Origin of the sequence: Thioclava sp. JE_KL1 (genome assembly GCF_009296265.1) — a bacterium.
In the GTDB taxonomy this organism is placed as follows: domain Bacteria; phylum Pseudomonadota; class Alphaproteobacteria; order Rhodobacterales; family Rhodobacteraceae; genus Thioclava.
In genome coordinates this window covers 77,343-100,498 of sequence record NZ_WBJS01000002.1, presented here as the reverse complement: position 1 = coordinate 100,498, position 23,156 = coordinate 77,343, and the positions used below count along the sequence as shown (strand labels likewise).

The following is a 23,156-nucleotide window of genomic DNA, read 5'->3' as shown; positions in this document are numbered from 1 at the left end:
CCGCGCAACAATCTTGCGCCAAATTACAATCCCTTCCCAGACTGAGGAGATCGGCAATTCGCCGCGAAAATCGCGCTGTCCACTTGACTTCCGGGGGTCAGAGAAGATTTAGATGCCCTGAATTGGGGACAGTTCCGAATTCGGGAGCCTTCCATGGACAAACAACCGATGACGCGCGCGGGTTTCGACGCGCTCAATACAGAATTGAAAAAGCTCAAGTCCGAAGAGCGGCCCGCGATCATTGCAGCGATCGCGGAAGCGCGGGAATTGGGCGACCTCTCGGAGAATGCCGAATACCATTCGGCACGCGAGAAGCAGGGCTTTATCGAAGGCCGGATCAAGGAGCTCGAAGGGCTTCTGGGCCGGGCCGAGGTGATTGACCCGTCGAAGATGACGGGCGCTGTGAAATTCGGCGCGACCGTCACCATCGTCGACGAGGACACCGACGAAGAGAAGACCTACCAGATCGTTGGCGAGCCCGAGGCCGATCTGGAGAAGGGCAAGCTCAACATGAAATCGCCGCTGGCGCGTGCGCTGATCGGCAAGGACGAGGGCGACTCGGTCGAGGTTCGCACCCCGGGCGGCGACAAGGCCTACGAAATCCTCAAGATCGTTTTCGCCTGACGCGGTCGTCCCCTGCGCGGTGAGCATTAGACCGCGCGCCACTGACGGAGAGCCTGAATGGAAGGACCCGCAGAGCAGGACAAGGACCGGTTCGCCATGCCCGGCGGACCGCAATCGCCTGCCGGTCGTCCACGCCTCAAGACGCGATACCCCGGCGCGCCGGAATGGATCGCGCTGGGGCTGAGCCTCCTGTGGGTCTTCATGGTCGTGGCCTTCTGGTTCTTCGCCCCAGGGTTCGCGCGCGCCGCATCGCTGTTCGCCACTGTCAGCCTCGTCGTCGGGATGGCCGTGCCGATCGTGATGATCTGGGTCGCCGCCGTCACCGCCCGTGCCACCCGCGAGATGCGCGCCGAGACCGCCGCTCTCAAGCAATCGATCGAGGCGATGCGCACGGCCTGGCTGAACCAACAGGCACTGCGCACCGATCAGAATGTCGAGAAGAAGCTCGACGAGATCGCCGCCGTCGCCCGACAGGCCGAAACCACCATCGCGACCTTCGCCTCGCGCCGCGACGTGCAGGCGAGCCAGCCCTCGGCCGATCGCAAGGCGGCGCTGGTGGCCCCGCCCCCGCCACGGCCTGATGACAGCGAACCGATGCTGGCGCTCGGCACCCCGGCTGAAGAGCTGCGCGCGCCGCTTTCGGTCGCGGATTTCGTCCGCGCCATGAACTTCCCGGATTCGCCCGACGATACCGAAGGCTTCCGCGCGCTGCGCCGTGCGCTCGAAGACCGTTCGACGGCGAAGCTGCTGCGCTCGGCGCAGGATGTGCTGAACCTGCTCGCACAGGACGGCATCTACATGGACGACCTCAAGCCCGACCGCGCCCGGCCCGAGCTGTGGCGCCGCTTCGCACAAGGCGAGCGCGGTCGCGAGATCACCAGCCTGGGCGGCATCCGCGACCGCTCGTCGCTCGCGCTCAGCGCGGGCCGGATGCGCGGCGACACGATCTTCCGCGACGTGGCGCATCATTTCCTGCGCCAGTTCGACCGCACCTTCGCGGAGTTCGAAAAGAACGCGTCGGATCAGGACATCGCCGAGATGGCCGAAACCCGCACCGCGCGCGCCTTCATGCTGCTGGGGCGCGTCACCGGAAGTTTCGACTAAGGGGGCCAGCCCCCTCGGGCTTCGCCCTCACCCCCGGGATATTTTTGCCAATACGAATGGGCGTGGCGGAGGCAGAGCCTTCAGAGTGCGCGGCGCATCAGTTGCACCGAACGGAAATCGAAGACGAGCCGCGTCAGCCGTGACGTGCGCCGCCCGGTGACCTCGAAGCCCAGCCTCTGATACAGGGCGCGTGCGCGCAGGTTCTCGTCGATCACGTCGAGGCAGAGCGCTTGATAGCCGCGCCTGCGCGCCTCATGGGACAGCGCCTCGATCAGCGCGCGCCCGATGCCCGCCCCGCGCAGCTCGGGCCGCACCGCGATCCCGTCGACCATCATCCCGCCCGCGGGCAGGTCATGCGCCAGAAGATGCAGGCAGGCGCCGCGCCAAAGGCCGCCGCTGCGCCCGTAATGGCTGCGCAGATCGGACCAGCTTCCACCGACGAAAGAGCCGCGATGGGTGCGAAACCCGACCACCCCGACCAGCGCGCCGTTGCCATCGAGCGCCGAGAGCGCGTGACTGGGGTCGATCACGTCGGCGATGAAGCCCAGGGCGCGCGGCTCTGGCCCCATCACCCGCCCGAGCTTGCCGCCGAACGCCTGCCAGTAGAGCCCTGCCGCCGCCGTGCGATGCTCGCGCGCGAGCCCGTGCCGGATCGACACCTGGGTCACCGTGTCGCCTCCGCCAGATGCGCGGCCGCCGCGGCGAGATCCTCGGGCGTGTTGAGATTGGTGAACGGGTCGGGGCTGCCCTCGAATTCCACCCGCGCCGCATCCGGGAAGGCCGCGCGCAAGCGCCGCTCGCCCGAGGCGAACAGCTCTGCGATGCGCGCGCGGTCGTCGACCGGGCACAGCGCCACGCTTGGATGATCGCGGCCACCCGATGCGGCATAGGCAGCAGAGCCGGGGGCGCTTAGCCGCGCGACCAGATCGTGGGGCAGGAAGGGCGTATCGACAGGCACACTGAGCAGTCTCTGCGCGCCCTGCTCTACCGCCCAGTCGAGCGCGCTCAGGAGCCCCGCCAGAGGCCCTTCGCCGCGCCGCTGGGGCGGATCGGGTAGCACGGGGATCGGGGCGAATCGCAGCGCCGCGCCATTGGCGGAGATCGCGAGCCTGGCCACCTGCGGGCCGATCCGGGCTGCGACATGGGCAAACAGCGGACGCCCGGCGAGCATCACCCTCGCCTTGTCGACGCCGCCCATGCGCCGCCCCTGCCCGCCTGCAAGGATCACCGCGACCACACGCGGCCCGACATCTTCGCCAGCGGTCAAGATGATTGCCTCCAATACAATCGCGCGCTTTGCCTTTGCCCGCATCCTTCCCTATCTGTCCCGCAACTGAGAACGGGAGACAAGCATCATGTCGGACATGACCGCGAACGGGACGGCCCCGAAAGGCACGATCCGAGCCGCCTATTGGCGCGGATTTCGGCATGGTCTGCCGTTCCTTCTGGTAATCATGCCCTTCGGGCTGCTGTTCGGGGTGGCGGCAACCAGCGCGGGGCTCGATCTGGCGCAGGTCATGGGCTTCTCGGTGATGGTCATCGCGGGCGCTGCGCAATTCACCGCGCTGCAGTTGATGGGCGATCACGCGCCGGTCCTGCTGATCCTCGCGGCCTCGCTTGCGGTCAATCTGCGCATGGCCATGTATTCGGCGGCGCTGACGCCGCATTTTGGCAAGGCGAAGACATGGCAGAAGGCGCTGGTGGCCTATTTCATGGTCGATCAATCCTATGCGATGGCGGCGAACGAATACGAGGCCGAGCCGGAGATGAGCCGCGCCGAGAAGCTGGCCTATTACGCGGGCGTCTGCAGCCCGATCTGCCCGAACTGGTATGTCGCGACGCTGCTCGGCGCGCTGGTGGGGGCGAAAATCCCGCCGGAATTCGCGCTCGATTTCGCGGTACCGATCACCTTCCTCGCGATGATCGGGCCGGCGCTGCGCACGCTCGCCCATGTCGCGGCGGCGGCGGTCTCGGTCGTCGGCGCGCTGGCGCTGAGCTTCCTGCCCTCCGGCGTGGGGCTGATGATCGCCGCGGTCGCCGCGATGGTGACGGGTGCGCAGGTCGAGCTTTGGGTCGCGCGTAGAAAGGCGGTGCGGGAATGAACGGGTATTCAGACGCCCTGATCTGGGGAATCATCATCGCGCTGGGGATCGGCACGTTCTTCCTTCGCTTCTCTTTCATGGGCTTCCTCGGCGACAGGCAACTGCCGGAATGGGCGCTGCGCTACCTGCGCTACACGCCGGTCGCGGTTCTGCCCGGGCTGGTGGCGCCGCTGGTGCTGTGGCCTGCGGCCACGGGCGGTGAGACCGACCCTGCACGGATGATCGCGGCCTTCGCGACGCTGGGGGTGGGGATCGCGACGCGCAACACGCTGTGGGCGATTCTCAGCGGGCTCGCGGCGCTTTACCTGTCGCTGTGGCTGGTGGGGTGAGCCGCGTCTCGGAGGGCTTCCAGTGGAAGCCCTCAGCGGCGAACGCGCCGACCATGGAGGCGCCGGGGCGCGATTGCTGAAAGCGCAGATCGGGGGCTCCAGTGGAGCCACCGAAGCGGCGAACGCGGATTGCGCAAGCAATACCCCCGGAGAGGCCCACTAACTCCGTCTTAAGCCTCCAGAGGGCCGCGCCCGACCTTGGGTGGGCGCTTTGCAGCGCTCGGTGGCTGGGTGCTTTATCTCGCAAGCCCGAAAGACGCACGTGCCTGCACTGACATCGCCAATGCGCCCTCCCCGGGGGGAGATCGGGTGCGGCCCGGGCCGCTTCGCGGCTGATCCGGGCAGCGAGTTTCCAATCCAAAAGAAAAAGGCCGTGCCCGGAGGCACGGCCTTCTAACCGTCAAGGTCAGGCGATCTTACTTGATCTTGCCTTCCTTGTATTCGACGTGCTTGCGCACGACCGGATCGTATTTGTTCACGGTCATTTTTTCGGTCATGGTGCGGGCGTTCTTCTTGGTCACATAGAAGTGCCCGGTGCCCGCCGTCGAGTTCAGACGGATCTTGATCGTCGTCGGCTTCGCCATTGTTTATCTCCTAGCTCCGGGCATCGAAAAAACTACGCACCCGCGGAATCCTTGAAGCCCGCCTTTTAGCGATGCGCGATGCGGAGTCAACCGGCAAACCGGGCCGCAGGCTGAAAATTCTTCGCCCACGGCTCATAAAGCGGTGACGCCCTTTTCCGCTCAGATCAGCGGCTTGCCCATCGTCTCGTGAATCTGGGCGACTTTCTCCGTCTCGAGGCCCAGCGCCGCGGCCAGATTCGCCAGATATTGCTTCTCCGCCTCGGTATCGACGGTGATCGGCAGAAGCGCAGACGAATAGACCTGCGACTTCATGTGATCCGAGGTGGCATTGGCCAGAGCGGTGATGTCGATCGGGCCGTCGAGTTCGGATTTCACGAAGGCGATCTCTTCGTCGGAGGCGTCGGACAGGTGATCGAGGATGGTCTGGCGCTCGGTCTCGTCGATCTCGCCATCGGCTTTCGCGGCCTGAATCATCGCGCGGATCATCAGCTTGGCCTGATCTTCCATCATCGCGTTGACCGGCGTGCCGGAAGTCACGGCCCCGAGCATCTCCGAGATATTGCCTGCGCCCGTTTTCGCAGCGCCGGTCATGGCGCCAATCAGCGCGCCAAGCCCTGCCTCGGTCGCCGCCGTCGCGGAGGCCGCCTGAGAGCCGAACTGGCCGAAGAGGCCGCGCACGGTCTCCTTGCCGCCGGGCATGCCCATCTTCTCGGCCCACTCGCCCATCTGGTCACCCATACCGCCGGGCTCGCCGGCCTTGCCGAGCGCGTCCTTCATACCGTCGAGACCGCCCATCTTGTTGAAACGCTCCACGCCCTTGGCGGCGGCGAAGCCCACCGCGAGCGTAGCCAATGTCTTCACGAAGCTCATATCATTCCCCCGAAATGCGGTTTCCTGTTGAGACAGCTTCGCGCGCAGGGACGCGCTTGGCTAGAAAAAACTCACGCGATTTACAGCTTGGCAACCACGTCGGCGAGCATCTGGCGCACCTGGCTCGCGACTTCGGTGAGGTCGTCATTCTCGACCGCGAGCATCGAGGCCACGGGATCGACGGCGCAGACTTCGATCCCGTCCTCCACCTCGCGCAGCACCACGTTACAGGGCAGCATCGCCCCGATCCGGGGCGCAACGCCGATCGCCTCATAGGCAAGCTTGGGGTTGCAGGCGCCGAGGATCTTGTAGCGCGGCATATCCTTGTCGAGCTTGGCCTTCATCGTGGCGGACACGTTGATCTCGGTCAGCACACCGAAGCCCGCCTCGGCCAGCGCCTCACGCACTTTCGCCTCGACCTCGTCGAATGCCCCGGTCATCACCTTGTCGATCGTATAGCCCATGGCAATCTCTCTCCCCTAGTTGGTCTCGGCTGTTTGCGCCTTTGCGTCGAGCGTGGCCAATTCGATGCGAAACGCAAGTCACGATCATGGAGAGGCCTGTGCTTCAATGCGCGCTCACTGTGCCGCAGTGGCGGGAACCCGTGCGGGCGGGGGCTTGTTCCTTGCCCTCGATCTTGAAGCGAAAGAAGAATTTGCGCGGATGGCCTGTAAGCCGGATTTTGTCCCGGAGGCTTGCACCCCCATGGATGACCATTCCTCTCGCCCTGCGATTGCTCACAGGGTCTAGCTGCCAACCCGGATCGCTCGGGGCGAAGCTCCCCTGCCGTCACCGCAAGCGGCGCAGCGCGCGATCCCTATTCGGCGTTGCTCCCGGTGGGGCTTGCCGTGCCGGTCCTGTTACCAGTCCCGCGGTGGGCTCTTACCCCACCGTTTCACCCTGACCCCGGCCGAAACCGAGGCGGTTTGTTTTCTGTGGCGCTTTCCGTCGGGTTTCCCCGCCCGGGCGTTACCCGGCACCGTTGCTTCATGGAGTCCGGACTTTCCTCGGGCCCCCGGCTACCCGCATTCACGGGGCTACGGGAACTCGCGGCCATCCAGCCATCCGCGCAAGGCAGCAGATAGACACTCGCCCCCGCGCGGTCAATTGCCCCTGCGCACGCATCACGGGCGTCTTTTCTTCAGCCAAGAAACGCCCCCTCGCATCACGAGGCCGTGAAATTTCGGGAGCAGTCCGTGCAACCACTTGCTTTTCAGGTGCGGCACGTTGACGCTGGCCGTCCATGAAGTGAAAGGGAGATCACGATGGTAAAGGGAGGACTCCGCCTCGGGCTTGCGCTCGCGGCGATGGTTTGGGCATTGCCCGCTATGGCGAATGAGAAAATCGCCATTCAGGTCAACAGCGCCGATCCGCAAGTGATGAACATGGCGCTGAACAACGCGCTCAACATGATCAAATATTACAAAGACAAAGGCGAAGAGGTCCAGATCGAAATGGTCACCTACGGGCCGGGGCTCAACATGCTGCGCGCCGACACCTCGCCGGTGAAAGCCCGCGTCGAGGAAATGGCGATGCTGGGTCAGCCGATCCATTTCCGCGCCTGCGCCAACACGCTCGCGGCGATGACCAAGAAGCTCGGGAAGGAGCCTCCTATGGTCGAAGAGGCGGAAATCGTTCCCTCCGGCGCGGCCTATCTCGTCGATCTGCAACGCGACGGCTACGCCTATCTGCGGCCCTGACGGACGACCGCGCGGGCGGCCCTTCGCTTTCCGCGCGTTCCAATCTGAATTGCGACCCATCTCGCCCCGCTCGGCTTTCCGCGCGGGGCGGTTTACGTTACAGGCAGGGCTGTTTGATTGACCCCCCGGCAGGATCGGCTATCCTCTTGACAAACAAGAGCAGTAACGGGCCCGCATGACCGCCCTTTCCGAATATGAACGTCTCGAGGCAATCGGTATATGGCGTCCCGAAGCGGACGCGCAGCGCCGCGAGGTAATCCTCTCGCTGGGCGACGCCACGCTTGTGCTGTCGGAGGCACGCTCCGGCACGGCGCTCGCGCATTGGTCGCTGCCCGCGATGTACCGTCGCAATCCCGGCAAACGCCCCGCAATCTTCGCCCCTTCCGAGGAGCCGGGCGAAGAGCTCGAGATCGAAGACGAGACGATGATCGCGGCGATCGAGAAGGTCCATGCGATCATCGCGGCAAAGCGCCCGCATCCGGGGCGGCTGCGCGGCGTACTCATCGGAGCGGTACTGCTGGCAGTTGGCGCCGTGGCGCTGTTCTGGTTGCCCTCGGCGCTGGTCGATCACGCCGCGCGCGTCGCCCCGCAGGCGAAACGCGTCGAGATCGGCCGCAAGCTGCTCTCCGAGATGGTGAAAATGACCGGCTCGGCCTGTCACAGCCCCGGCGGCGATCGTGCCCTGTCCGCACTGGCGGAGCGGCTGCCCGGACAATCGGTCATCGCGGTCCTGCCGCAGGCGCTCGAAGGGGCGCGGCTGCTGCCGGGCGGGATGACCGTGGTCGGCCGCGACACGATCGACGGGCCTGACACGCCCGAGGTCGTCGCGGGCTACATCATCGCCGCGCAGAACAGCGCCGCCGGAGGGCGCCCGTTGCATCGGATGCTCGACCGTCTCGGCCCCGCGGCAGCACTGCGGCTGCTGACCACGGGCGACCTGCCCGAGAGCGGGCTTGCCGAATATGCGCAGGACCTGCTGCAGCATCCCCCGGCGCGGGCCGATGGCGACACTCTGCTGCGCGCCTTCCGCGATGCCGGGGTCAGCGCGACGCCCTATGCCTACGCGCTCGACCCGACCGGAGAGTCGGTGCTGGGCCTGATCGAGGCCGACCCGTTCAAGGGCCAGCCTGCGCCGAAGCCGGTTCTCGAAGATGCGCAATGGGTGGCGCTGCAGGACATCTGCTCGGCGCAATGAAAAACGGCCCCGAAGGGCCGTTTGATCTCTCCCGAAATTTCACGCCGCGTCAGCGCACGAGCGCATCCGGGAAGCCCGCCCGACGCGCCGAGGCCAGCGCCGACTTCAGCTTCGCGGAATCGTAAAACGGGCCAGCATAGACCACCGTCAGCTCCTGCGTCTTGGATGTCGCGACCGGAAGGCCCAGCGCCTGCAAACGCTTCGTCGCGGCTGCAACATTCGCGACATTGGCGAAGCTGCCGACCTGCACATATTGCTTGCCGTTCGAGCCGACCGGCGCGACCGATTTGCTCGACACGGTGACGGTCGGCACCACCACGATGCGAGGCTTCGGCACCGGCGGATAAGAGCCCTCGACATAGACCTGATCCGGCGTCGCGGTGGGGCGAAGCTGCATCGGCGTCTGTTCGGTCCAGCGCGCGCGCATCTGTGCGTTGCCGTGGACGGTGCGCGGGCCGCGATAGGGGTTGAGCCGCCCATCGTCGAAGGCATTCGTCCAGCCGTTCTGCGGCTTGGGCGCGTGGGTCATCACCGGGGCGAGCCCGCCGACGCTCACGCTGTGAGACACGCGCGACGGATCGCGCAGCACAGGCGGCGAGGTCGGGGTCGGCGAATAGGGCGCGCGCATCGCGGCAGTGGCGCGTGCCGCAGGGTCCGGCGCCACGGTTACCGACGCAACCGGCACGGTGGGCGCCAGGCTGGGCGTATGGCCGCAGACGATGCCGCGGTCGCTATTCATCTGCGGCACCCAGCGCACGGCCCCGCCATAATCCGCGCGCACGAATACGCAGCCCTGGCTGTCGACATATTGCGGATCGGTATAGCTCGCCGGGGGCATTTCGGCGGGCGCATATTGCTGCGCCTGCGACTCCGATGCGAAGCCTCCCAGCCCCAGCGTGAGAATCGCGCCCAGACCAGCCGCCGCCCCTGCTTTCAGTCGCATATCCACCCCCTGATGTTTCCAAGGGGAGGATAGACGGGTTTGCCTTTGAGTAAAGGGTGTTGGCCTTACTTCGTGCCGAACATCCGGTCGCCCGCATCGCCCAGACCCGGCACGATATAGGCGTGATCATCGAGCCTTTCATCAAGGGCTGCAGTCACGATCGGCACGTCCGGATGCGCCTCTTTCATGCGCGCAACGCCTTCGGGGGCGGCCAGCAGGCACATGAAGCGGATGTTCTTCGCGCCCTTTTCCTTGATCAGGTCGATCGCCGCGACCGAGGAGTTGCCGGTGGCCAGCATCGGATCGACCACGATGGTCAGACGATCCTCAAGTTCGCTCGGCAGCTTGCAGTAATACTCGACCGGCTTCAGCGTCTCGGGGTCGCGATAAAGGCCGACGAAGCCCACGCGCGCCGCCGGGATCAACTCCAGCACGCCATCCAGCAGACCGTTGCCCGCCCGCAGGATCGAGACCAGCGCGAGCTTCTTGCCCGCGAGGATCGGCGCGTCCATCTCCTGAAGCGGCGTCTCGATGTTCTTCGAGGTCAGTTCCAGCTCCGAGGTGATCTCATAGGCCAGCAGCAGGCTGATCTCGCGCAGCAGACGACGGAAGGACGCGGTCGACGTGTCCTTCTCGCGCATCAGGGTCAGTTTGTGCTGCACCAGCGGGTGTTTGACGACGGTCAGATGGTCACTCATTGTGTTGTCCCTCACAGAAAGCTTTTGCCCGGCCCTTGCGCCGGAATGTTCAGATGCGTGGCGAGCGAGGCCGCTAAGTCGACATACCCCACATTGCCCACGCTGCGCGACCCGATACCGGGGCCCGCGCCCAGAACCGGCACGCGTTCGCGGGTGTGATCGGTGCCGCGCCAGCTTGGATCGTTGCCGTGATCGGCGGTGAAGATCGCCAGATCGCCCGGTTGCAGGCGGTCGAGGAATTGCGCCGCCACCGTGTCGAACCATTCCAGCGCGCGGGCATAGCCCGAGATGTCGCGGCGATGGCCATAGAGGCTGTCGAATTCCACGAAATTGGCGAAGGTGAGCGAGCCCTCCTCAGCCTCATCTGCCAGCCGGATCAGGTGATCGGCCAGATCGGCGTCGCCCTTGCCCTTGTGCAGATGCGTGATGCCACGATGCGAGAAGATATCCCCGATCTTGCCGATCGCATGGGTCACGCGTCCCGCATCATAGGCCCAGTCCAGCAGCGTCGGCGACGGCGCCGGGATCGCGTAATCGCGGCGGTTCGGTGTGCGGGTGAACTGCCCGTTCTCGCCGACGAACGGCCGTGCGATCACACGCCCCACCTTCATCGCATGGAGCGTCGGCGCGAGCCCCTCGCAGAGCTTCAAAAGGCGGTCGAGGCCGAAATGCTCCTCATGGGCTGCGATCTGGAAGACGCTATCGGCGGAGGTGTAGCAGATCGGCCAGCCGGTGCGGATGTGCTCGTCGCCCAGTTCTTCGATGATATTGGTGCCCGAGGCGTGGCAATTGCCCAGAATGCCGTCCGTGCCCGCGATCTCGCAGGCTTTGGCAACCAGATCGGGGGGGAAGCTGTTCCTCTGATCGGGGAAGTAATGCCATTCCCACGGCACCGGCACGCCCGCCAGCTCCCAGTGCCCCGAGGGCGTGTCCTTGCCGGGAGAGATCTCGGTGGCCGCGCCCCAGAGCCCGACAGGGTCAGCCATCAGCCCCGGCGCATCCTCACCCGAGGCGAGCTTCACGCCCGCGCCCAGTCCAAGCCCCGCCAGCGTCGGCATATTCAGCGGCCCCGAACGGCCTTCCTCCGCGCGCCCTTCCGCGCAGGCCTGCGCGATATGGCCCACGGTATTCGCGCCCGTGTCCGGCGCACCGTCGTTGAAGAAGCGATCCGCATCGGGCGCGCCGCCGATCCCGACGCTGTCCATCACGATCAGAAAGGCGCGGCTCATTGCACATCCTCCGGGCCGATCCGTTCGTGGATCAGGGGCGGCTCTTCGGGGGCCTCTTCGCTCAGCTCGATCGCGGCCAGAAGGGCGGCTTCGGCGGCATCGGCGTCGCGGTCATTCGCGGCATGGATCGTTACCAGCGGCTCGCCCGCGGCCATGTCCTCGCCCAGAGCCACGATCTCCCACAGACCGACCGAGGGGTTGATCTTGTCGGTGCCAACCAGACGCCCGCCGCCCAGATGCACCACCGCCTCGCCCACTGCACGGGTGTCGATGCGGCTGACGAAGCCCGCGCGCGGGGCCTCAACGGCCCGGATCACGGGGGCGGAGGGAAGACGGTCGGGGAAGCGTTCGACGAAATCGCTCGGGCCACCCAAAGCCGCGACCATCTTGCCGAAGACCTCGACAGCGCGCCCGTTGCTGAGCACCTCGTCGATCCGCGCCGTGCCCTCGACCGCGTCCTTGGCCAGCCCCGCGAGCACCAACGCCTCGCCGCCCAGCGCCGCAGTCACATCCCACAGCGCCTCGTTCACGCCGGTGCCGGTCAGCGTCTCCATCACTTCGATCACTTCCAGCGCATTGCCCGCCGAATGGCCCAGCGGCTGGTCCATGTCGGTGATCAGCGCCGAGGTCTTGCAGCCCGCGCCATTCGCCGTGGCGACAAGGCTCTGCGCGAGCGCCTTCGCATCCTCGGGCCGCGCCATGAACGCGCCCGAGCCGACCTTCACGTCGAGGATCAGCCCTTCCAGCCCGGCGGCGAGTTTCTTCGACAGTATCGAGGCGGTGATCAGATCGATGCTCTCGACCGTGCCGGAGATGTCGCGGATTCCGTAGAGGCGCTTGTCGGCCGGGGCGATCTCGCCCGTGGCACCGACGATCGCGCAGCCGACTTCGCCCACGACCTTGCGCAAAGCGCCGATGCCAGGCGTCGCGTCATATCCGGGGATCGCTTCCATCTTGTCGAGCGTGCCGCCGGTATGGCCCAAGCCCCGCCCCGAGATCATCGGAACGTAGCAGCCACAAGCCGCCAGCGCGGGCGCAAGCAGCAGCGAGACGGAGTCCCCCACCCCGCCGGTCGAGTGTTTGTCGATGACCGGGCCGGGCATGTCCCAGCGCAAAACCTCGCCGGAATCGCGCATCGCCTGGGTCAGCGCAACGCGCCCCTCGGTGCCGATGCCCTTCAGCAGAACGGCCATCGCGAAGGCCCCTGCCTGCGCATCCGAGACCGAGCCATCGGCCAGACCGCGCGCGAACCATTGGGCTTGATCTGCGCTCAGGCTTTTGCCGTCGCGCACCGACTGGATAATGCTGCGGGCGTCCATCAGGTGTTTTCCATATGGCTCATGTCGAAGCGACCGGGCAGCAGATCGCCCACCGTCGTGTCGAGCCGCTCGCCCTCGGTCGTGGCCAGCGTCACCGGCGTGTCGTGGCGCGCGAATTCCGCCAGCTTCTGACGGCAGCCGCCACAGGGCGGCACGGGCGTCGGGCTGTCGGCGATCACGGCGACCTCGGTGATCTCGGTCTCGCCTGCCGCCACCATCGCGGCGATCGCGCCCGCCTCGGCACAGGTGCCTTCGGGATAGGCCACGTTCTCGACATTCACGCCGCTATAGATGGTGCCGGACGCCCCGCGCACCGCCGCACCGACCTTGAATTTCGAATAGGGCGCATAGGCGTTTTCACGCACCTGACGGGCAGAATCGAGCAGCGACATCGGCGGTCTCCGGGCCATGGCCGGAGCGTAAAATTTGTCCAGCCGGTTGAGTTCTCCCGATCCTGCGCCGCGCCTGCGTCGGATGCAAGCGCTCACCTCGCGCCACCCCGCCGCCTCGCGCGGAGTTCATGCCGCAACGTAATTTCATGGGGTTGCAATCACCCCCTTCGTGCTATCTAGAACGGCGGGAGAGTCGCGCGCGAAAAATTAGTTTAGCGCTAAACCAGTTTCGGGAGGATCTCATGGAAGAGCTGCGTCAGGACAACCTGCGTCAGTCGGCACTGGACTATCACGCCAAGCCGAAACCCGGAAAACTGGAAATCCGCGCGACGAAGCCGCTCGCCAACGGGCGCGATCTGGCCCGCGCCTATTCGCCGGGCGTGGCGGAAGCGAGCCTTGCCATCAAGGAAGACCCCGACACCGCACGCGACTACACCGCGCGGGGCAATCTGGTCGCCGTCGTCACCAACGGCTCGGCCGTGCTGGGCCTGGGCAATATCGGCCCGCTGGCCGCGAAACCGGTGATGGAAGGCAAGGCGGTTCTGTTCAAGAAATTCGCCGATATCGACTGTTTCGATATCGAAGTCGCCGAGAACGACCCCGAGAAACTGGCCGAGATCGTCTGCGCGCTCGAGCCCTCCTTCGGCGCGATCAACCTCGAAGACATCAAGGCCCCCGACTGCTTTATCGTGGAGAAGATCTGCCGCGAGAAGATGAACATCCCGGTCTTTCACGACGACCAGCACGGCACCGCGATCGTCGTGGGGGCCGCAGCGACCAACGCGCTGCGCATCGCGAAGAAGAACTTCGAGGACATCAAGATCGTCTCGACCGGCGGCGGCGCGGCGGGCATCGCCTGCCTCAACATGCTGCTGAAGCTGGGCGTGAAGCGCGAGAATGTCTGGCTCTGCGACATCGAAGGGCTGGTCTACAAGGGCCGCGAAGCTGACATGACGCCGCAAAAGGCGGACTATGCGCAGGACAGCGATCTTCGCACGCTCGACGAGGTGATCGAGGGCGCGGATATGTTCCTCGGCCTCTCCGGCCCCGGCGTGCTGAAGCCCGAGATGGTGCAGAAGATGGCCAAGCAGCCGATCATCTTCGCGCTGGCGAACCCGAATCCGGAAATCCTGCCCGACGTGGCCCGCGAGGTCGCGCCCGATGCGATCATCGCCACCGGGCGCAGCGATTTCCCGAACCAGGTCAACAACGTGCTGTGTTTCCCCTTCATCTTCCGGGGCGCACTGGACGTGGGCGCAACCACGATCAACGACGAGATGCAGATCGCCTGCGTCGAAGGGATCGCCAAGCTCGCGCGGCAGACGACCTCCGCCGAGGCTGCCGCCGCCTATCGCGGCGAAAAGCTCACCTTCGGCGCGGATTACCTGATCCCGAAACCTTTCGATCCACGCCTGATCGGCATCGTCGCCTCTGCCGTGGCGAAAGCCGCGATGGAGACCGGCGTGGCGGCCCGCCCGCTGGAAAATCTCGACAGCTACAAGGTTCAACTCGACGGCTCGGTCTTCAAATCCGCGCTGCTGATGCGTCCGGTCTTCGATGCCGCCGCGACCGCAAGACGTCGTATCGTCTTCGCCGAGGGCGAGGATGAGCGCGTGCTGCGCGCCGCCAATGCGATGATCGAGGAGACCACCGACACGCCAATCCTGATCGGTCGTCCCGACGTGATCGAGATGCGCTGCGAACGGGCGGGTCTGCCGCTCGATCTGGGCGCGGTCGAGATCGTGAACCCGGAGAACGACCCCCGCTATCGCGACTACTGGGGCACCTATCACGAGCTGATGGCCCGGCGCGGCGTCACACCCGATCTGGCGCGCGCGATCATGCGCACCAACTCCACCGCCATCGCCGGGGTCATGGTTCATCGCGAGGAAGCGGATTCGATGATCTGCGGCACGTTCGGGCAATATCTCTGGCACCTGAAATACGTGCGCGAAATCCTCGCTCGCGACGGGCTGCATGCCCAAGGCGCGCTGAGCCTGATGATCCTCGAAGACGGCCCGCTTTTCGTGGCCGACACCCATGTCCATCACGCGCCCACGCCCGAGCAGATCATGGAGACGGTCTGCGGCGCCGCGCGCCACGTCTCGCGCTTCGGTCTGAAGCCGAAGATCGCGCTGTGCTCGCATAGCCAGTTCGGCAATCTCGACAGCGACTCGGGCGAGCGGATGCGCGCCGCAATGAACCTGCTGATCCGGCGTGAGGTCAATTTCGACTTCGAGGGCGAGATGCATGTCGATGCGGCCCTCGACCCCGAGACCCGCGCCCGGCTGATGCCGAATTCGCGCTTCGAGGGGGCGGCAAACGTGCTTGTCTTCGCCAATACCGACGCGGCCTCGGGCGTGCGCAACATCCTCAAGATGAAAGCGGGCGGCCTCGAAGTCGGACCGATCCTGATGGGTATGGGCAACAAGGCGCATATCGTGACGCCCTCGATCACCTCGCGCGGGTTGCTGAATATGTCGGCCATCGCTGGCACGCCGGTCGCACACTACAGCTGAGTCGCGTGCACCTGCGAAATTTGCAAACCCCTCCCGGGCTGCAAAGAAGCTGAATACTCGCCCGCAGTTTGCAAAATTTTGCGGGCGATTTATCGCGCTTTCTGCAAATTTTTTGGCGTCGCACCCGATTGTGCGCGGTAACATTCTTGCGTCAACGCGTTGCGCTCCGTAACACATCTCCAAATTCCTGAGGAGGAGATGTTCGCATGGGCTACAAAGAGGTCTATTCCGCCTGGCAGGCCGATCCCGAGAAATTCTGGATGGACGCCGCCGAGAAGATCGACTGGGACGAAAAGCCCTCGAAGGCCCTGTTTGACGGAAACGCGCCGCTCTACGAATGGTTCTCGGACGGGATGGTCAACACCTGCTGGAACGCGGTCGACCGCCATGTCGAGCAAGGGCGCGGCGATCAGATCGCGATCATGCATGAAAGCCCGATCACCCACTCGACCAAGGGCATCACCTACAAGGAATTGCAGACCCGTGTGGCCTCGCTCGCAGGCGCGCTGAAGATGCGGGGCGTCGAAAAGGGCGACCGCGTCATCATCTACATGCCGATGATCCCCGAGGCGCTGGAAGCGATGCTCGCCTGCGCCCGGATCGGCGCGGTCCATTCGGTCGTGTTCGGCGGCTTCGCGGCGCACGAGCTCGCGGTGCGGATCGACGACTGCACCCCCAAGGCGATCATCGCGGCAAGCTGCGGCCTCGAGCCCGGGCGCACCGTGCATTACAAACCGCTTCTGGACGAGGCGATCGAACAGGCCGAGCACAAGCCGGAATTCTGCGTCATCTTCCAGCGCGAACAGGAAGTGGCGAAGCTGATCGAGGGGCGCGACTTCTCGTGGCACGGCTTCCAATATGGCGTGAAGCCCGCGGACTGCGTTCCGGTCGAGGGCAACCACCCGGTCTACATCCTCTACACCTCCGGCACGACCGGCCAGCCCAAGGGCGTCGTGCGCCATACCGGCGGCCATCTCGTCGCGCTGCAATGGTCGATGAAGAACATCTACAATATCGAGGCGGGCGACCGCTTCTGGGCGGCCTCGGATGTCGGCTGGGTCGTGGGCCACTCCTACATCTGCTACGGCCCGCTGATCGCGGGTGCGACCACAGTGGTGTTCGAGGGCAAGCCGATCGGCACCCCGCATCCGGGCGTGTTCTGGCGGATCATCCAGAACAACCGCATCAAGAGCTTCTTCACCGCCCCCACGGCGCTGCGCGCGATCAAACGCGAGGATCCGAACGGCGAGTGGATCAAACGCTACGCGCTGCACGATCTGCAGGCGCTGTTCCTCGCAGGCGAGCGGGCCGATCCCGCGACCGTCGAATGGGCGCAGAAACATCTCGGCGTGCCGGTGGTCGACCACTGGTGGCAGACCGAGACCGGCTGGGCGATCGCCGCGAACCCGATCGGGATCGAAGAGCTGCCGACCAAGGTAGGCAGCCCCTCGGTGCCGATGCCGGGCTACGACATTCAGGTGCTCGACGAGGGCGGCCACCCGGTCGAGACGGGCCAGCTTGGCGCCATCGCGATCAAGCTGCCGCTGCCTCCGGGCACGCTGCCGACGCTGTGGAACGCCGAGGCGCGCTTCAAGAAAAGCTACCTCGAGCAATTCCCCGGCTATTACGAGACGGGCGACGCGGGCTATGTCGACGAGGACGGCTATCTCTACATCATGGCGCGCACCGATGACGTCATCAACGTCGCGGGCCACCGTCTCTCGACCGGGGCGATGGAAGAGGTCCTTGCCGGACATCCCGATGTTGCCGAATGCGCCGTGATCGGCGTGGCCGACGACCTGAAGGGGCAGACGCCGATGGGCTTCCTGTGCCTCAGCTCGGGCTGCAACCGTCCGCATGAAGAGGTCGTCAAGGAATGCGTGAGCCGCGTGCGCGAGCAGATCGGCCCGGTCGCGGCCTTCAAACTCGCCACCGTGGTGGACCGTCTGCCGAAGACCCGCTCGGGCAAGATCCTGCGGGCCACGATGGTGAAGATCGCGGATGGGCAGGAGTGGAAAATGCCCGCGACGATCGACGACCCCGCGATCCTCGACGAAATCACCGAGGCGCTGAAGGGGCTTGGCCACCCGAAGAAATAAGCGCCGCTTATCATAGGTGACGCTCATTGTGAGCGACGCAGATAGGCACCACATCAAAAGTTTACGCCCGAGTTAAGAAGCCGCATCCACAATGGGTGCGGCTTTATGCTATTGTTTATGTTATCGAAGGCTAATTTGAGAACCGTACCCCGGAACCATCCATCGAGGGGTTATTTTGACGACCCGAAAGTTGCCCGATCCCGCTGCGCAGGAGCCATTCGCATCGTTGCGATGCGATCTCGGTCCTTTATGGCAGCACGATCTGCGCGCCGCGCTTGCAGATGTGATGTGCGGTCTGGATGCGGCGCTCGCCGATCCGGGCGGTCAAAGCACGCATGGACAATTGGAGCGCGCGCGCGAAGCGGCGAGCGATCTGGCACAGCTTCTCGATCTGGACGGGGCGAAGGAAACTGCGCCCGCCGCGCCGAGTGATGACGCGGCAAGCGAGCTTTCCGACGCCCCCGAGGCAAGCCCCGCTCCGCCGCATTTGGTCATTGCCGATGCGCTTGAACGGGTGCGCCGCCGCTGGACAAGCGCCGCCGATGTTCGGGGCATGTCACTCGCGATCCACATGGCCCCCGATCTGCCGCCCGTTCTGGCGATCGATCGCGTGCCGCTCACCCGCATCTTCTCCAATCTGATGCGCAACGCGCTGTGCTATGCCCAGCGCGGCACGATCCACCTGTCGCTCGACTTCGCCTCGGCCGAGGGGCTGCTGCTGACTGTGCGCGACGAGGGCGATGGCTTCCCAGAGGAACGTCTGCGCGCGCCCGCCTGCGCAGGGCAGCGCAGCGAGCCCGCCACGTTCCGCAACCCCGAGGGGCAAGGTCTCGGCCTCGCGATCTGTCACGCGCTGGTGGCAGAGGCCGGCGGCAAGATAGACCTCGCCAACGCGCCCGAAGGCGGGGCCGAAATCCGCGTTTCGCTCCCCGCCCGTCCCGTCGATATCAGCTCCACGATGCGCGATGCCCCCCTGCCCGATCTGAGCGGGTGGAACGTGCTCGTCGCCGATGACAGCGAGATGAGCCGCGCCGTGCTCGAGCAGTTCCTGAGCGCGATGGGCGCGCAGGTGACCGGGTTGCGTCGTGGCGACAGTGCGGCCGCGCAACTGAAGGCCGAACGCTTCGATCTCACGGTGCTGGATGTCGAGATGCCCGGCTGCCGCGGCCCGGAGGTGATCGCCAGCATTCGCCGCTCCGGTCTGCCTTGGGCGGACCTGCCGATCATCCAGTGCAGCGGCTATCGCGACGTCGAGAAAGGCGCGGCCGATGCCTGCCTGATCAAGCCGGTGCTGGGCCTGCAGCCGATCCTGCGCGCCTTGGAAGAGGCTGGTTGCATGACGACCGTGCCACGCGTAACTACGCCGCCGCGCGGTTTGCTCGCCCATCTGCGTCTGGCCGAGAAGGCATTGCCAGCGGGGCTCGGGCAGGAACTGATCGCCGATCTCGAGACGGTACGTCACGGGCTGTCGCTCGCACTGCCCCCTTTCGACCTCTGCGCCCTGCAATTGCTGAGCCATAAGCTCAGTGCGGTGGCCGGAGTGGCGGGTGATCACCCCCTCTCGCGGCATGCACGCGCGCTTGACAGTGCAACCCGACATGGGACTTATGAAGATATTCAAGATCTTGGCCGGGTCGCCCTCATTTTCATCGACCGGCTGATAGCCACCACCCGAAATAATTTGAACGCGAAGACTGATTTACAGCATGAGAACTAGTGACTCCGATACGACCACCCCGGACAGGGATACCAGCTCCAAGACGGATAGTCCGCAATACGGCCTCAGTCGAAACGGGCGGAACAGCGTCGACACCGAAACCGAGCATTTCCTCCTGATCGAAGATGTGGGATCGCTCCGGGCAATCTATGACGCCTATCTGCGCAACGCCGGCTTCATCACCCATCTCGCGGCAAGCGCCGAGGAAGGGATGCGCATCTTCCGCGACAACCCGATCCGCATGGTGCTGTTGGACCTGATGCTGCCCGATCGCGACGGCGACACGCTGATCGCCGAAATGCTGGCCCTGCGCCCCTATGCGGCGATCATCGCGGTCACTGCCGACCGCTCGATCGATCGCGCGGTGCGGGCGATGCAGGAGGGCGCGATCGACTTCCTCGTCAAACCGATCGACGAACCTCGCCTCAGAAGCGCCATTGAGAGCGCGCGCAGCCTGTCGCTGCGTTCGGACTTCGACGACGCGAGCGCCAGCGAGGAGACGGTCGGGGACTTCGTCGGCAACGCGCCGCAGATGCGGGCGCTCTACGCCCGGACCCGAGCTGCCGCCCGCTCGACCGCGCCTGTCTATATCTGGGGCGAGAGCGGCACCGGGAAGGAGCTTTGCGCCCAGGCGGTTCACGCCACGAGCCCCCGCGCCGATGGACCTTTCATTGCGCTCGATTGCGGCGCACTGGCCGCCGAACGCGTCGACAGCGAACTCTTCGGCCATAACCGCGGAGCCTTCCCGGGCGCTTTGGAGGACAAGGACGGCGCTCTCCTCGCCGCCGATGGTGGCACGCTTCTGCTCGACAATATCTGCGAACTCTCTCCCACCGCGCAGATCAAGCTGCTGCGGTTCCTGCAGAGCGGCCAAGTCAAACCGCTCGGCGCCAGCCAACCGGTCGATGTCAATGTGCGGATCGTCTGCGCGGCCAAGAGCTCGCCTAGCGTCATGCTGCAAAACGCTGTGCTCCGTGAGGACCTCTATTACCGGCTGATGGTGCTCACGATCGAGATGCCGCCGCTGCGGATGCACCGCGAGGATATCGGCCCTCTGGCGCGGATGGCGCTGGAGCGGTTCGCCTCCGAGGAGCAGCGCGACTTCAGCGAGATCGAACCTGAGGCCATCACCCGCCTGGAGGACCGGCCGTGGCCCGGCAACGTCCGCCAACTGATGAACGTCATCCGCGCGGCGATCGTGATGCATGACGGGCCGGTGCTGCGCGCTCATATGCTGCCGGAATTCGATCCGACGACGAGCCGCGCCGCGCCCACCACCGCCCCGGCGGTCGATCCTTTCGCGGACCGCACCCTGGCCGAGATCGAACGTGCGGCGATAGAGGCTGCGATCACCCGGCATGACGGATCGATCCCGCGCGCTGCGCTGGAACTGGGGGTCGCGCCCTCTACGATCTATCGCAAGCGCGACGCGTGGCTGTCGAAGGGCTGAGCTTCAGGCGAACTGTTCGCGCATCAACCGCTCTTCGAGCCCGTGACCGGGGTCGAAGAGGATGCAATGCTCGATCTCCGGCTCGGAGCGCACCTCGACCCATTTGACGGGCTTGACCGAGCGGCTGTCCGCATCGGCCATGACCGGGCGCTTGTCGGGCTCGAGAATATCGAAACGCACCAGTGCGGAGGATGGCAGGATCGCGCCCTGCCATCGCCGCGGCCGGAAGCTCGCGATCCCGGTGAGCGCCAGCACGTCCGAGCCGATCGGCAGGATCGGCCCGTGCGCGGAGAAGTTATAGGCGGTCGATCCGGCGGGGGTGGAGACGATCGCGCCGTCGCAGACCAGTTCCTCCATCCGCACTTTGTCGTTGATCGAGATCTTCAGCTTCGCCGCCTGCGGGCCTGCGCGCAGCAGCGAGACCTCGTTGATGGCAAGCGCCTCATGCAGCATCCCGTCCTGCGTCTCCGCCTTCATCGACAGCGGATTGATCACCGCCTGCTCCGCCGCCTCGAGCCGTGCAGGCAGATCGTCCGCGACATAGTCGTTCATCAGAAAACCGACCGAGCCGCGGTTCATCCCGTAGACCGGCAGCCCCGTGCCCTCGTGCAGGCATTGCAGCATGAACCCGTCACCGCCAAGCGCCACGATCACATCGGCCGCGTAGCGCGGCACCTGCCCGTAGCGCGCGACCAGATCGGCCTGCGCCGCCTGCGCCGTCTCGGCGTGGGAGGCCGCGAAATGGATATGGGTATACTGGTTCGCCACCGCGCGGTCCTCCTGCTTGTCCAAGGTGTTGCAAGGGCTTGGACGAAAGACAAGCGTCAATCCGGCGCGGAAATGACCGATTTGGTCGTTTGTCTGCTTTCAGCCCTGTGAAATCTGCGCTAAACGGTCGGCGACCGGATCTTTGCGAGGAATGGCCATGAAAGACCAACGCGATGCGGGCTTCTTCACCGAAAGCCTCTCCAGCCGTGACCCCGAACTCTTCAAGTCGATCACCGATGAACTCGGTCGCCAGCGCGACGAGATCGAACTGATCGCCTCGGAAAACATCGTCTCGAAGGCGGTGATGGAGGCGCAGGGTTCGGTGCTGACGAACAAATACGCCGAAGGGTACCCGGGCAAGCGCTACTATGGCGGCTGCCAATATGTCGACGTCGCGGAGAACCTCGCGATCGACCGCGCCAAGGAACTCTTTGGCTGCGAATTCGCCAACGTCCAGCCGAACTCGGGCTCGCAGGCGAACCAGGGCGTGTTCACCGCGCTCGTGAAGCCGGGCGACACCATCCTCGGCATGAGCCTCGATGCGGGCGGCCACCTGACCCACGGCGCCAAGCCGAACCAGTCGGGCAAGTGGTTCAACGCAGTGCAATACGGCGTGCGCAAGCAAGACAGCCTGCTGGACTACGATCAGGTCCGCGAACTGGCGCTCGCTCACAAGCCGAAGCTGATCATCGCGGGCGGCTCGGCCATTCCGCGTCAGATCGACTTCGCCAAGTTCCGCGAGATCGCGGATGAGATCGGCGCGTATCTGATGGTCGACATGGCCCACTTCGCGGGTCTCGTGGCCGGTGGTCAGCACCCCTCGCCCTTCCCCTATGCCGATGTCGCGACCACCACGACGCACAAGACCCTGCGCGGTCCGCGTGGCGGCATGATCCTCACCAACAACGAGGAGATTGCGAAGAAGGTGAACTCGGCGATCTTCCCGGGCATCCAGGGCGGTCCGCTGATGCATGTCATCGCCGGCAAGGCCGTGGCCTTCGGCGAGGCGCTGCGCCCCGGGTTCAAGGACTACGCCGCTCAGGTCGTGAAGAACGCTCAGGCGCTGGCCGACGAGCTGATGAAGGGTGGCCTCGATATCGTCACCGGCGGCACGGACACCCACGTGATGCTGGTCGATCTGCGTCCGAAAGGCGTGAAGGGCAACGCGACCGAGAAGGCTCTGGGCCGCGCGCATATCACCTGCAACAAGAACGGCATCCCGTTCGACCCGGAAAAGCCGATGGTCACCTCGGGCATCCGTCTGGGCACGCCCGCCGGCACCACCCGTGGCTTCGGCGAGGAAGAGTTCCGCGAGATCGCGCGCCTGATCGTCGAAGTGGTCGACGGGCTCGCCGCGAATGGCGAAGAGGGCAATGGCGAGGTCGAAGAGGCCGTGAAGGCCAAGGTCGCGACGCTGCTCAGCGGCTTCCCGATCTACCCAGAACTGTGATCCGGTTCCGAGATTGAATTGAAGGCCCCCGCGATCCGGGGGCCTTTTTCATGCCTGGGGGTTT

The 23,156-nt window shown here is 65.4% G+C and carries 22 protein-coding genes and 1 other RNA gene; 11 read left to right on the top strand and 12 right to left on the bottom strand.

The genetic code is table 11. The features are described from left to right. The first annotated feature begins 153 nt into the window (after positions 1-153). Both greA and F8R15_RS03285 read left to right on the top strand, forming a co-directional pair. Complete coding sequence (gene greA / locus F8R15_RS03290; protein ID WP_078548983.1) at positions 154-624, top strand: transcription elongation factor GreA; 471 nt, start codon at positions 154-156, stop codon at positions 622-624. 57 nt (positions 625-681) lie between these two features. Next, positions 682-1,728, top strand: coding sequence for a hypothetical protein (locus tag F8R15_RS03285; protein WP_253732368.1), 1,047 nt, complete (start codon positions 682-684; stop codon positions 1,726-1,728). Positions 1,729-1,808: 80 nt separating this feature from the next. Here the strand turns inward: F8R15_RS03285 and F8R15_RS03280 are convergent, their stop codons facing one another. Both F8R15_RS03280 and mobA read right to left on the bottom strand, forming a co-directional pair. Further along, entirely contained in the window at positions 1,809-2,396 is a 588-nt protein-coding gene (locus F8R15_RS03280) for a GNAT family N-acetyltransferase (RefSeq protein ID WP_368730994.1), read from the bottom strand. Further along, a complete protein-coding gene (gene mobA / locus F8R15_RS03275) occupies positions 2,393-2,995 on the bottom strand; it encodes a molybdenum cofactor guanylyltransferase MobA (RefSeq protein WP_256365663.1) in 603 nt (200 codons plus the stop codon). Before mobA ends, F8R15_RS03280 begins: the two co-directional genes overlap by 4 nt. A gap of 88 nt (positions 2,996-3,083) precedes the next feature. On the opposite strand from mobA, the gene F8R15_RS03270 reads away from it, so the two are divergent. Together F8R15_RS03270 and F8R15_RS03265 are read left to right on the top strand one after the other, a co-directional pair. Beyond that, complete coding sequence (locus F8R15_RS03270) at positions 3,084-3,830, top strand: AzlC family ABC transporter permease (RefSeq protein WP_246832714.1); 747 nt, start codon at positions 3,084-3,086, stop codon at positions 3,828-3,830. Then, complete coding sequence (locus F8R15_RS03265; protein WP_078548989.1) at positions 3,827-4,159, top strand: AzlD domain-containing protein; 333 nt, start codon at positions 3,827-3,829, stop codon at positions 4,157-4,159. Before F8R15_RS03270 ends, F8R15_RS03265 begins: the two co-directional genes overlap by 4 nt. Positions 4,160-4,575: 416 nt before the next feature. On the opposite strand, the gene rpmG is transcribed toward F8R15_RS03265, so the two are convergent. The 4 genes from rpmG to rnpB form a co-directional block, all read right to left on the bottom strand. Continuing rightward, entirely contained in the window at positions 4,576-4,743 is a 168-nt protein-coding gene (gene rpmG, locus F8R15_RS03260; RefSeq protein WP_011750518.1) for a 50S ribosomal protein L33, read from the bottom strand. 159 nt (positions 4,744-4,902) lie between these two features. Beyond that, positions 4,903-5,613 (bottom strand): tellurite resistance TerB family protein, encoded by a 711-nt coding sequence (locus F8R15_RS03255; RefSeq protein ID WP_152843528.1) that lies wholly within the window; start codon positions 5,611-5,613, stop codon positions 4,903-4,905. An 80-nt stretch (positions 5,614-5,693) separates the two neighbouring features. After that, entirely contained in the window at positions 5,694-6,077 is a 384-nt protein-coding gene (locus tag F8R15_RS03250) for a DUF302 domain-containing protein (RefSeq protein ID WP_078548995.1), read from the bottom strand. 191 nt (positions 6,078-6,268) lie between these two features. Next, positions 6,269-6,682: RNase P RNA component class A (rnpB, locus tag F8R15_RS03245), an RNA gene on the bottom strand. Positions 6,683-6,878: 196 nt separating this feature from the next. Between rnpB and F8R15_RS03240 the strand changes: the two genes are divergently transcribed. Further along, complete coding sequence (locus tag F8R15_RS03240; RefSeq protein WP_078542219.1) at positions 6,879-7,313, top strand: DsrE family protein; 435 nt, start codon at positions 6,879-6,881, stop codon at positions 7,311-7,313. 175 nt (positions 7,314-7,488) lie between these two features. Continuing rightward, a complete protein-coding gene (locus F8R15_RS03235) occupies positions 7,489-8,508 on the top strand; it encodes a hypothetical protein (RefSeq protein ID WP_152843526.1) in 1,020 nt (339 codons plus the stop codon). A gap of 49 nt (positions 8,509-8,557) precedes the next feature. On the opposite strand, the gene F8R15_RS03230 is transcribed toward F8R15_RS03235, so the two are convergent. The 5 genes from F8R15_RS03230 to F8R15_RS03210 all read right to left on the bottom strand — a co-directional run bounded on the left by F8R15_RS03230 (position 8,558) and on the right by F8R15_RS03210 (position 13,089). Further along, a complete protein-coding gene (locus tag F8R15_RS03230) occupies positions 8,558-9,451 on the bottom strand; it encodes an SPOR domain-containing protein (RefSeq protein ID WP_152843525.1) in 894 nt (297 codons plus the stop codon). A gap of 65 nt (positions 9,452-9,516) precedes the next feature. Continuing rightward, the gene (gene upp / locus F8R15_RS03225; RefSeq protein ID WP_078522510.1) at positions 9,517-10,149 is read right to left on the bottom strand and encodes a uracil phosphoribosyltransferase; all 633 of its coding nucleotides are present in this window, start codon (positions 10,147-10,149) and stop codon (positions 9,517-9,519) included. Positions 10,150-10,160: 11 nt separating this feature from the next. Continuing rightward, a complete protein-coding gene (locus F8R15_RS03220; RefSeq protein ID WP_152843523.1) occupies positions 10,161-11,378 on the bottom strand; it encodes a phosphopentomutase in 1,218 nt (405 codons plus the stop codon). Continuing rightward, positions 11,375-12,697, bottom strand: a complete 1,323-nt coding sequence (locus F8R15_RS03215) for a thymidine phosphorylase (protein ID WP_152843520.1) — start codon at positions 12,695-12,697, stop codon at positions 11,375-11,377. The genes F8R15_RS03220 and F8R15_RS03215 overlap by 4 nt, the downstream gene beginning before the upstream one ends. Then, positions 12,697-13,089: a cytidine deaminase gene (locus F8R15_RS03210; RefSeq protein ID WP_075773944.1), complete on the bottom strand. Its 393-nt coding sequence runs from the start codon at positions 13,087-13,089 to the stop codon at positions 12,697-12,699. The genes F8R15_RS03215 and F8R15_RS03210 overlap by 1 nt, the downstream gene beginning before the upstream one ends. A 242-nt stretch (positions 13,090-13,331) precedes the next feature. On the opposite strand from F8R15_RS03210, the gene F8R15_RS03205 reads away from it, so the two are divergent. The 4 genes from F8R15_RS03205 (at position 13,332) to F8R15_RS03190 (ending at position 20,874) form a co-directional block, all read left to right on the top strand. Beyond that, the gene (locus tag F8R15_RS03205; protein WP_152843519.1) at positions 13,332-15,608 is read left to right on the top strand and encodes an NADP-dependent malic enzyme; all 2,277 of its coding nucleotides are present in this window, start codon (positions 13,332-13,334) and stop codon (positions 15,606-15,608) included. A 206-nt stretch (positions 15,609-15,814) separates the two neighbouring features. Continuing rightward, entirely contained in the window at positions 15,815-17,707 is a 1,893-nt protein-coding gene (locus tag F8R15_RS03200; RefSeq protein WP_152843516.1) for a propionyl-CoA synthetase, read from the top strand. A gap of 226 nt (positions 17,708-17,933) precedes the next feature. Beyond that, positions 17,934-19,424 (top strand): ATP-binding protein, encoded by a 1,491-nt coding sequence (locus F8R15_RS03195; protein ID WP_152843514.1) that lies wholly within the window; start codon positions 17,934-17,936, stop codon positions 19,422-19,424. After that, a complete protein-coding gene (locus tag F8R15_RS03190; RefSeq protein WP_152843511.1) occupies positions 19,414-20,874 on the top strand; it encodes a sigma-54 dependent transcriptional regulator in 1,461 nt (486 codons plus the stop codon). Before F8R15_RS03195 ends, F8R15_RS03190 begins: the two co-directional genes overlap by 11 nt. Positions 20,875-20,877: 3 nt before the next feature. Here F8R15_RS03190 and F8R15_RS03185 read toward each other — a convergent pair whose 3' ends face one another. Then, positions 20,878-21,642, bottom strand: a complete 765-nt coding sequence (locus F8R15_RS03185; protein WP_244176601.1) for an NAD kinase — start codon at positions 21,640-21,642, stop codon at positions 20,878-20,880. A gap of 157 nt (positions 21,643-21,799) precedes the next feature. On the opposite strand from F8R15_RS03185, the gene glyA reads away from it, so the two are divergent. Then, on the top strand, positions 21,800-23,092 hold the full coding sequence (gene glyA, locus F8R15_RS03180) for a serine hydroxymethyltransferase (RefSeq protein ID WP_152843509.1): 1,293 nt from the start codon (positions 21,800-21,802) through the stop codon (positions 23,090-23,092). Positions 23,093-23,156: the final 64 nt, after the last annotated feature.